At 71.8% G+C, this 9,013-nt stretch carries 12 protein-coding genes; 7 read left to right on the plus strand and 5 right to left on the minus strand.

The window, feature by feature from the left end:
* Positions 1 to 87: 87 nt before the first annotated feature.
* Positions 88 to 972: a hypothetical protein gene (locus BM430_RS15840; RefSeq protein WP_093568224.1), complete on the plus strand. Its 885-nt coding sequence runs from the start codon at positions 88 to 90 to the stop codon at positions 970 to 972.
* A gap of 65 nt (positions 973 to 1,037) precedes the next feature.
* On the opposite strand, the gene BM430_RS15845 is transcribed toward BM430_RS15840, so the two are convergent.
* From BM430_RS15845 to BM430_RS15855, 3 genes are all read right to left on the minus strand, one after another.
* Positions 1,038 to 1,367 (minus strand): hypothetical protein, encoded by a 330-nt coding sequence (locus BM430_RS15845; RefSeq protein ID WP_093568225.1) that lies wholly within the window; start codon positions 1,365 to 1,367, stop codon positions 1,038 to 1,040.
* A gap of 210 nt (positions 1,368 to 1,577) precedes the next feature.
* A complete protein-coding gene (locus tag BM430_RS15850) occupies positions 1,578 to 1,916 on the minus strand; it encodes a hypothetical protein (protein ID WP_093568226.1) in 339 nt (112 codons plus the stop codon).
* A gap of 168 nt (positions 1,917 to 2,084) precedes the next feature.
* The gene (locus tag BM430_RS15855) at positions 2,085 to 2,318 is read right to left on the minus strand and encodes a hypothetical protein (protein WP_143132053.1); all 234 of its coding nucleotides are present in this window, start codon (positions 2,316 to 2,318) and stop codon (positions 2,085 to 2,087) included.
* Positions 2,319 to 2,641: 323 nt separating this feature from the next.
* Between BM430_RS15855 and BM430_RS15860 the strand changes: the two genes are divergently transcribed.
* From BM430_RS15860 to BM430_RS15875, 4 genes are all read left to right on the plus strand, one after another.
* The gene (locus BM430_RS15860) at positions 2,642 to 3,130 is read left to right on the plus strand and encodes an RNA polymerase sigma factor (protein WP_091950927.1); all 489 of its coding nucleotides are present in this window, start codon (positions 2,642 to 2,644) and stop codon (positions 3,128 to 3,130) included.
* Positions 3,130 to 3,846, plus strand: coding sequence for an anti-sigma factor family protein (locus tag BM430_RS15865; protein ID WP_093568228.1), 717 nt, complete (start codon positions 3,130 to 3,132; stop codon positions 3,844 to 3,846). Before BM430_RS15860 ends, BM430_RS15865 begins: the two co-directional genes overlap by 1 nt.
* A 123-nt stretch (positions 3,847 to 3,969) precedes the next feature.
* A complete protein-coding gene (locus tag BM430_RS15870) occupies positions 3,970 to 5,181 on the plus strand; it encodes a SorA family sulfite dehydrogenase catalytic subunit (RefSeq protein ID WP_091950930.1) in 1,212 nt (403 codons plus the stop codon).
* A gap of 13 nt (positions 5,182 to 5,194) precedes the next feature.
* Positions 5,195 to 5,515: a SorB family sulfite dehydrogenase c-type cytochrome subunit gene (locus BM430_RS15875; RefSeq protein WP_174804894.1), complete on the plus strand. Its 321-nt coding sequence runs from the start codon at positions 5,195 to 5,197 to the stop codon at positions 5,513 to 5,515.
* 49 nt (positions 5,516 to 5,564) lie between these two features.
* Here BM430_RS15875 and BM430_RS15880 read toward each other — a convergent pair whose 3' ends face one another.
* Positions 5,565 to 7,004 carry a YncE family protein gene (locus tag BM430_RS15880; RefSeq protein WP_091950973.1) on the minus strand — a complete coding sequence of 480 codons (1,440 nt, stop codon included), beginning with the start codon at positions 7,002 to 7,004 and terminating at the stop codon, positions 5,565 to 5,567.
* 49 nt (positions 7,005 to 7,053) lie between these two features.
* A complete protein-coding gene (locus tag BM430_RS15885) occupies positions 7,054 to 7,452 on the minus strand; it encodes a CopM family metallochaperone (RefSeq protein WP_093568229.1) in 399 nt (132 codons plus the stop codon).
* Positions 7,453 to 7,649: 197 nt separating this feature from the next.
* On the opposite strand from BM430_RS15885, the gene BM430_RS15890 reads away from it, so the two are divergent.
* On the plus strand, positions 7,650 to 8,159 hold the full coding sequence (locus BM430_RS15890) for a sigma-70 family RNA polymerase sigma factor (RefSeq protein WP_091950938.1): 510 nt from the start codon (positions 7,650 to 7,652) through the stop codon (positions 8,157 to 8,159).
* Positions 8,156 to 8,953 (plus strand): anti-sigma factor family protein, encoded by a 798-nt coding sequence (locus BM430_RS15895; protein WP_091950940.1) that lies wholly within the window; start codon positions 8,156 to 8,158, stop codon positions 8,951 to 8,953. Before BM430_RS15890 ends, BM430_RS15895 begins: the two co-directional genes overlap by 4 nt.
* The last annotated feature ends 60 nt before the right edge of the window (positions 8,954 to 9,013 follow it).

Genomic DNA, 9,013 nt, shown 5'->3' on the forward strand with positions numbered 1-9,013 from the left:
TCACGCTTTGTGACTTTCATCCCGCGAGCCGAAGCTCCCCTCGCGGCACCCGCTTCCCCCTTCCTCGGCCGCCTGGGACCTCTCCTAATGCTTACCCGTCTCCTCGCCTTCCTCGCCACGTTGTTCGCCCCGATCGGGCAGGCCGCGACGGCGGCCATCTCGGGCCTGCGCTCGGCCGGCCACGCCGCGGTCGCCGCGACGCGCGAGGCCATCGATCTGCTCTGGGACGACCTCCTGCCCGCCCGCAAAGCCGCGCGCGTCGCCGGCAAGGGTGCTTCCGCCCTCGGCCGCGGGGCTGCCCTCGCCGGGGCAGGTACCGCGATCGCGGCCGGCGCCGCCGTCGAAGCCGTCGGCGGGACGGTCGGGCGCACGCTCGGCGCGATGTTGCCGACGCCACCCGTGACCGCACGGTCGCTCGCGGACGCCGCGGTCGCCAACGACGACGCCCGCGGGCGGGGGGCCGCCGTGGCTCCGGCCATCGCCCCGGCTCCGGCCGCGGCGCTCTCCCCCGGCCTGCGGTGGCTCGCCCCGGAGCGCCATGGCGAGCTCGTCCAGGAGTACGCGCGACTGTGGCTCCTGCGGGACCGCGAGGCGATCTACCGCCTGCCCCCGATCAACCCGGTGGTGATCCAGTGGATGGGGACGCTGACGGAATCGGAGCTCCGCCTGCTCAAGCACCTGCCGGCCGAAAGGATCGAGGCGCACATCCTGGCGCGGGATCCCCGTGACCGGAACGCGGCCCTTCCGCCCGTCCCGTCCTACGTCTCCGATCTGCGGCCGATCCTCAGCCTGGAAGAGCGCTTGCACCAGATGGGCCTGTCCCCCGAGGAGGCGCGCCCCTTCCTGGAGAAGGAGGCCGCCCAGGCGGCGGCTCACGAGGCGGAGGAGCGCCGCTGGAAGGCCCGGCAGGAGCGCGAGGCTGACCCCGCCCCGGCGCCGGTCCCGCCGTTCCGGCCCGCATTTGGCCGCTAGGGCACCCCACAACGCAAAAGGCCCGCCGCGAGGCGGGCCTTCTTCGTTTCAGGGGGCGGGCTGGCTCAGGCGGCGTAGCCCCGACGGGCGGCGGCGAGCTCGGCCCGCAGAGCCATGATCTCCTGCGCCATGGCGTGGTTCTCGACCACGAGGTTCGCCGCGGCGCGCCGGGCCTGGGCGGCGGCTTGCTCGGCGACGGCGGCCCGATGCAGGGCGGCGTCCTCGTCCTCGCGGGCCTCCTGGAGCCGGATCGCGAGCTCTGCGACGGAGGACGCCGCGGCCCGGCGCTCCCGGCGGATCTCACCCTTGAACGTCTCGACGGCCATGTGCCCGAGCGCGAGCCCCTGACCGACCCGGGATCCTGCATCGAGGGCAAGGTAGGCTGCGTGCGACATGGGGGCGGCTCCGGCGACTGGGGTGCCCTGAAGATGGGCGCGCGGGGATTCCTGCGTCAACGGGATGGCCGAGGGTTTCGCAAGCTATCCCTGGGCGGAAGTTAACCGGGACGTGTCCGGTCGGCGGTTTTGGGGCCAGGGATACGTGTACGTTACTCCTAGACTTCGAAACGGCTGTACTCGGAAATGAATCGAATTTCCGAGGGCCTCTCACCCCGGGGTCAACAGGCGCTCCTTGAGGGCCTCGACGACCTGCAGAGGGTCGTAGACGACTGGCTCCCGGCCGGCCCGCTCCAGCTTCACGTTGCGCAGGAGTAGGTGGTCTCGCACTGTCCGGAGGAGCGCCGCTGGGTCGAGCGGCCGCGTCAGGGACCGGTCGTCGCGCGAGAGGTAGGAGCGCAGCGCGTCGCCGATCGCACGGTCCAGGACGACCGGCTCGGGCCGTCCGGCGTCGCGCCGGCGCTCGCGCTCCTCGGCTTTCCGCCTGCGGGAGAGTGCGCGCTCGTGGGCAGCGCGCTCCTCGGGGGTCAGGGTCAGCCGCTTCGCCATGGGATCCTCCTGCGTCTCCGGGCAGGGTGGGCCCGGGGCATGCAAGGAACCAGGACAAGTCACGGAAAGACCCGCCGAAATCGTGACGTAGCCTCTGAAGCTGAACAATCGTTCAGTTTCACGGGCGCACAGCGGGCGCACAGCGGGCGCACGTCGGCCCGCGGGGGTTCAGGCCGGCTCCAGGACGATCCGGGCCCGTAGGCCCAGCGAGGCGGCGACGGCGAGCTGGCGGTCGAGGTCCCAGCCCGAGATGTCCCCGCTGCGCAGGGCGGTCCTGACCTTGGGGGACGCCATCCCGACGGGGTATCGCCGGAGGCTCGGGCATCGCTCGGCGGCTCGGGCGATCGCCTCGGGCGGGGCGGCCGCCAGGGCCGGGGCGAGCTGCTCGGCGAGGTCAGCCAAGATGCCGGAGCGAGCCTCCACAGGACATGCCGAGCCGCTTCAATCAGACTCGTCAAGGGCAAGGAAGCGCCATGAGCGGACATCAACTCGATACCCGGAACCGGACATTCAGCTTCGCGCCCACCCCGGTCTTAAAACCGCATCCTCACAATGCCTGAAAGCAGACATACGAGCTTGCAATCGATTGTTCAGCAACAGCAACGCTCCGAGTAGCGCTGCAGAGGTGTAAGGCCTCCCGACATCCACAACCATCGACGACCGTTGCGACTCTGTGTGGACATGCATCGATGTGCTATGGAGTGCGGGGAGGATGACACATCAGGATGCGGTCCATCGGTGAGCACCTCGTCGAAGCGTGGCCGCGCCTGTTCCGCTACGCGCTGACGCTGACGCGGGAGCCCGACGCCGCGCGCGACCTGATGCAGCAGAGCGCCCTCAAGGCGCTCTCGACGGGGACGACGCCGAGCGAACCGCGGGCGGCCCGCGCCTACCTGTTCCGGATCGTGCGCCACGCCTGGATCGATCGGCTCCGCCGGAACCGGACCCGCCGCGAGGACGATCTCGTGGATTGGCCCGACGAAGGGTTCGACGACCGCCTGATTGAGGCCATCGCCGTGCGCCAGGCTTTCGCCACCCTCGATGCACCCTGCCGAAAGGTCGTGACCTGCGTGGACGTCGAAGGCCTGAGCTACCGGGAGACCGCCAAACGGCTCGGCATTCCCGTCGGCACGGTCATGAGCCGTCTGCACAGGGCGAGGCGGATCATGCTGCACCGGATCGCCGAGCCGTCCGATGGGAGCGAGGGGCCGTGATGCGCTGGGAGACCCTCAATGCCTACGTCGATGGGGAACTTGATGCGAAGGACCGGCGCGCGGTCGCGGAGACGCTGGCCCGCGATCCGGTCCTGGCCGCGCGGGTCGCGACCCTGACCCGGCTGAAGCAGGGGGTGAAACGGGAGGTGAAGGCTGCGGTCGTGCCGCCCCCGCGCGCGCCGATGGCCCGCGCCTCCCTCGGATGGGCGTGCGCCGCGGCCCTGGTCGTCCTCGTCGGTACCGGCTGGCTGGCCCCGTCGTCTCGCCCGCCGGCCGACGCCGCGCGCGCGGCCTTCATGGCCTGGAGTGCGGCGGGCGCACCCGCGAACGCCATGCAGCCCGCGGGCGGCCTGAACGGCTTCCCCCTCGATCTCGGGGCGGCGGGCTTCCGCTTGGTCTACCTGTCCGAGGGTGACGGTTCGGCTGGCCGGCTTGCCGGTTACGAGGGGCGTCACGGCTGCCGGCTCGCCGTCTGGAGCAGGCCGTCGCGCGGGCAGGCCGGACTCGAGATCGCGCAAGGGGACCGCGACCTGCGTGTGGCGCGCTGGGACAGCAAGGGGCGCCGCTACGTCCTCCTGTCCGAGACGGTGCCGGCCGAGCGCTTCGCCCTGCTGGCCGAGGTGGCCGTGCTCCTCACCGAACCGACCAAGACGGACCGCCTGCGGCTCGCCCTGGACCGGGCCACCGGCCTCTCTGAACGCCCCTGCACCGGCTGACCGGCGCGGGCCGCGGAATTTATTTCGACCCGCCGCGAATAGACCGGGGGCGACGTGCGTCTCCTCCTCCGCACGTCGCGGGCCCGGTCGCCGGAGTCACGCGCGAAACCGGGGAGGAATCGGATGCTCGACAGACGCGATCTCATCAGGCGGGCGGGTCTCACCGCCCTGGCGGGCCTCGGCGGCGGCAGCTTCGCGTCGTTGCGGGCACTCGCGGGCGACACCACCACGCTGCCCTTCGGCAACGGCGAGCGGCCCCTGGTGGCCTATCCGGGCAAGCGCCCGCTGCTCCAGATGACCGCGCGCCCGCCGCAACTGGAGACCCCGTTCTCGGTGTTCGACGAGGGCGCCATCACGCCCAACGACGCGTTCTTCGTGCGCTACCACCTCGCCGACATCCCGACCGAGATCGACCCCGAGACCTACCGGGTTGCGATCAAGGGCCATGTCGAGAAGGAGGTCTCGCTCTCGCTCGCCGACCTGAAGGCGATGCCGACGACCGAGATCGTCGCGGTCAATCAGTGCTCGGGCAACTCTCGCGGCTTCTTCGAACCGCGCATGGCCGGCGGGCAGCTCGCCAACGGGGCGATGGGCTGCGCCCGATGGACCGGCGTGCCGCTGAAGGCGGTGCTCGACAAGGCCGGGGTGAAGGCGGGCGCCGTCGAGGTCGCCTTCACCGGCCTTGACGGCCCGGTGATCCCGGAGACGCCGGACTTCGCCAAGTCGCTCAAGCTCGACCACGCCCGCGACGGGCAGGTGATGCTCGCCTGGGGCATGAACGGGCAGGATCTGCCCTGGCTCAACGGCTATCCCCTGCGCCTCGTCGTGCCAGGATTCTACGGCACCTACTGGGTCAAGCACCTGGAGAGCATCAGCGTGCTCGACAAATCCTTCGACGGCTTCTGGATGCAGAAGGCCTATCGCATCCCCGACAACGACTGCGCCTGCACGCAACCCGGCAAGGCGGCGGACAAGACCGTGCCGATCAACCGCTTCACCGTGCGCTCCTTTCTCACCAACCTGACCGACGGGGCGGACGTGAAGGCCGGGCGCACGCCCTTGCGCGGCATCGCCTTCGATGGTGGCTCGGGAATCAAGTCGGTGGCGGTCTCGACCGACGACGGCAAGACCTGGGCGGAAGCGCGGCTCGGGCAGGATCTCGGCCCCTACGCCTTCCGGCCCTGGACCCTCGACGCGGAGCTGTCGCAGGGGGCGCACGCGATCCGGGTGCGGGCAACCGCCAACGACGGGGCGAGCCAGCCGATGGAGCCGCGCTGGAACCCGGCCGGGTACCTGCGCAACGTGGTCGAGACCACCCGCGTGCGCGCGGCCTGAGGGAGTGACGACGATGACCCGCACCACCCTCGCCCTGACGGCGGCGCTTGCCCTCGCCACCGGCGCGGCCCTCGCCGCCCCGAAATCCTACGCGGTGCCGGAGCCGACAGCGGAGCTGCGGGCGCCGAAGGCCGGCACGCACGCGGAGGGCTTCGAGGCGGCCCAGGCGAACTGCCTCGTCTGCCATTCGGTGGACTACATCGCGATGCAGCCGCCCGGCAAAGGCGCGGCCTTCTGGGAGTCCGAGGTGACCAAGATGGTCAAGGTCTACCACGCGCCGATCGACGCGGCGCAGGCCAAGGCCATCGCCGCCTACCTCGCCGACACCTACTGAGGCGCGGCTGGAAACAGGGGGCGGTCCGGCGACCGCCCCCCTCGTCCCGTCAGCGCGGTGCCTGCGTCTGGACCGTCGCGCCGGTCTCGCCGGGCTTGCCCTCGACGATGACGAGGCTTCGCCGCGCGGCCTCGTTCGCGTTCTGCGTCACCTGCCGGATCGGGCCCACGGCGTTGACGATGGCCGCGCCCGCCGGGTTCGTCATGAAGGCGGCCAGCGGCTCCAGCGGCCCGGCGCCCTTCGGATCGGCCGACAGGGCCAGCACGTAGGGCTTCTTCGGCGTGAGGCCCGTCACCGCCGCCTGCAGGGTCTGCAACACGCCCTGGTCGAACAGCGTGACCTGCGTGGCCGCCTTGCCATCCGGCCCGGCCAGCGTCAGCGTGCTCGACTGGCCCGCCGCGCCCAGCGGCTGGAGGTTCGGCGCACCCGCTCCCTCCGACACCGCGTCCGGGACGTAGGCCACCCCCTGCGGCCCCTGGCCGATCGGGATGGTGGCGATCACCGCGTTGCTGCCGGTGTCGATCACCGCGACCGCGTCGGCATTCTCCAGGCCGACATAGATCCGCGAACCATCGCCCGAGGGCCAGAGGCCGTGCGGGAGCGCGCCGGTGGGAATCGTCGCGACCTGCGAGAAGTCGTCGGTGCGGAACACCTTCACTTGGTTCAGGCCGCCGATCGTCACGTAGGCGAACTGCCCGGCCTTCGTGCGCGCGATGTTGACGTGGTTGGTGATCGGTCCGGTCTCGATGGTCTTGAGCGCCTTGAACGGCGGCGTGGCCTCGAACACCTGGACGCGGCCGACGTCCTTGAGGGTGAACCACACCTGCTTGCCGTCGGGCGTCGCCGCGATGTCGGGGCAGAACGGGCTCTCCTGCTTGATCCGCCCGACGATCTCGCGGCTCTTCACGTCGATGGCGACCGTCTCGGGGCTGAAGCTGGAGCAGACGTAGCCGTAACGCCCGTCGGGCGAGAAGATCGTCATGCCGGGCCCGTTTGGCACCGTGATCCGGCCCGTCTCCTTGCCGGTCCCCGCGTCGAGGATCGCGACGTAGTCCTCGCCGCGCACGCTGACCCAGACCTCGCGCCCATCCGGCGTGAAGAACGCCTCGTGCGGCGAGCGGCCGACATAGGTTGTGCGGCGCACAGTGTTGGTGGCGGTGTCGATGAAGCTGACCGAGTTCGAGCCGATCGAGACGGCGAGCAGGGTCTTGCGGTCGGGCGAGAAGCCCATGCCGTGGACCAGGAGCTGGCCGCGATAGAGCGGGCTCAGGTTCGCGGGCGTCGTGTCGCCGAGACGGATCACGCCTAGGAGCGTATTGGCGGCTGGGTCGATCACCGAGACCGTGTTGGAGAACTGGTCCGAGGTGTAGAACCGGTCGCGGGGGCCGACCGGCACGTCCGGCGCCGAGGCGGGCCCCGGCGCCTGGCCCGCAAGCGCGGTCCCGCCGAGGAGGGCGAGCAGCAGGGTCGCCGGAATGAGGTGTCGCATCATGAAGGTCTCTTCGCGCTGATGGTCGGGACGGGGGACGGCGATCCGCTCAGTGGTGGTGGCGGGCCGGCGGCTGCGTCGGTGGGGTCTGCGCGACCGGTCGCTCGGCGAGGGCGCGGCGCATGACCTCGATCTCCTGCGCCTGCTCGACGACGATGCCCTGCGCGAGCCGACGCAGGACCGGGTCGCGGCCGTATGCGAGTTCGGCCTTCGCCATCTCGATCGCGCCCTGATGGTGCGGGATCATCATGGCGGCGAAATCCCGGTCGGGGTCGCCGGACGGCGACACCGTCATGTCCGCGTGCATCCGCGCCATCGATTGGGCCATCATCGCATCGAAGCCGCCGGGGGCGGTCTCCGCATGCCCGGCGCGCATCATCATGCCGCCGCCCAGGACACCCCCGGCCATGAACAAGGTGATGAGGATCGCCGTCGGTGCTCCGCGCATGGTCTCTCCCGCAGTGTCGAGGTCACGCGGGGAGAGATGCCGGCCGGGCCGGGATATTCCCCGGCGCTCCCGGTCAAGCGGTCACGGATGCGTGATCGGCTCGCCGGGGCCAAGCTTGGAATAGTTCGGGCAATTCCGGCATCTCTGTTCCGAACAGCGGCACGGGCATCGCCGTAGCCGCGATCCGGAGACCACCCTTGGACGACCTCGCCGTCCTGATCGAACCGCAGATTCCGGCCCTGCGGCGCTACGCGACCGCGCTGCTGCGGCAGCGCGAAGCAGCCGACGACCTCGTCCAGGACACGCTGGAACGGGCGATCCGCGCCTGGCCGCAGCGCCGCGAGGGCGATCTGCGGGCGTGGCTGTTCGCGATCCTGCGCAACCGCTACCTCGAAGGCGTGCGCCGCCGCCGGGGCATCGAGGTCGGCCCGGAGGCGCTGATGGAGATCGCGGAGGTCGGGGTCGATCCCGAGGCGGCCGTGGGCGCGCGGGACGTGCTCGACGGGATCGCCGCGCTTCCCGAGGAGCAGCGGTCCGTCCTGCTCCTCGTCGCGGTCGAGGACATGTCCTATGCCGAGGTCGCCGCCGTGCTCGCGATCCCCGTCGGCACGGTGATGTCGCGCCTCAGCCGGGCGCGCGGCCGGTTGCGCGCCTTCCTCGACCGGGCTCCCACGATCGTCACCGGGCATCTGCGGAGGGTGAAATGACCGCGTCCGACCCGCGTCCCGTCGGCGAGGACGACCTGCACGCCTTTGTGGACGGACGGCTCGATCCGGGCCGCCGCGCCCGCGTCGAGGCGTGGCTCGCCGCGCATCCGGAGGCAGCCGCCCGGGTCGCCGCCGACCGGGAGGTGCGGGAACGCCTGCGGGCGCGCCTCGCGCCCGTGGCGGACGAGCCGATCCCCGCCCGCCTGCGCATCGCGAACCTCGCAGGCTCGCGCCGGATGCGCCTCCCGCGTCGGTGGCCGAGCGCGGCGGCGGCGGCGCTCCTGCTCGCCCTCGGCGGCGCGGCCGGGTGGGCCGGGCGCGGCGCCGTGCCGGGCCCGGGCGCCCACGCCGAACCGATGACGCAGGCGGCCGTCTCCGCCTTCCGCACCTACGTGGTCGAGGCCGCCCATCCGGTCGAGGTCCGCGCCGACGGCTCGACCGACCTCGTGCGATGGCTCAGCGCGCGCCTGGGCCGGCCCGTCACCGTGCCGGACCTGCGGGCGCAGGGATTCCGGCTCATGGGCGGGCGCCTGCTCCCCGCCGGAGACGAGCCGGCGGCGATGCTGATGTACGACGACGACCGGGGCACCCGCCTGACCCTGTACAGCCGGGCCGGGCCGACCGGCGGGCGCGGCGTGTTCCGCTACGCCCGCGCCGACGACGTGGCCGCCTTCTCGTGGATCGATGCCGGGATGTCCTACGTGGTGACGGCCCGCACGGACGAGGCGCGGCTGCTCCGGGTCGCCGAGGCGGTCGATGCGCAGGTCTCGGGCAAGCGCGAAGTCGCGCGGTGATGCTCGTATCCGAACCCTGCCGGACCACGCCGGCCAAGGCCCCCGCCGAGCACGAGACGC

The sequence above is a fragment of the Methylobacterium sp. 174MFSha1.1 genome (assembly GCF_900116815.1).
Taxonomy (GTDB): Bacteria; Pseudomonadota; Alphaproteobacteria; order Rhizobiales; family Beijerinckiaceae; genus Methylobacterium.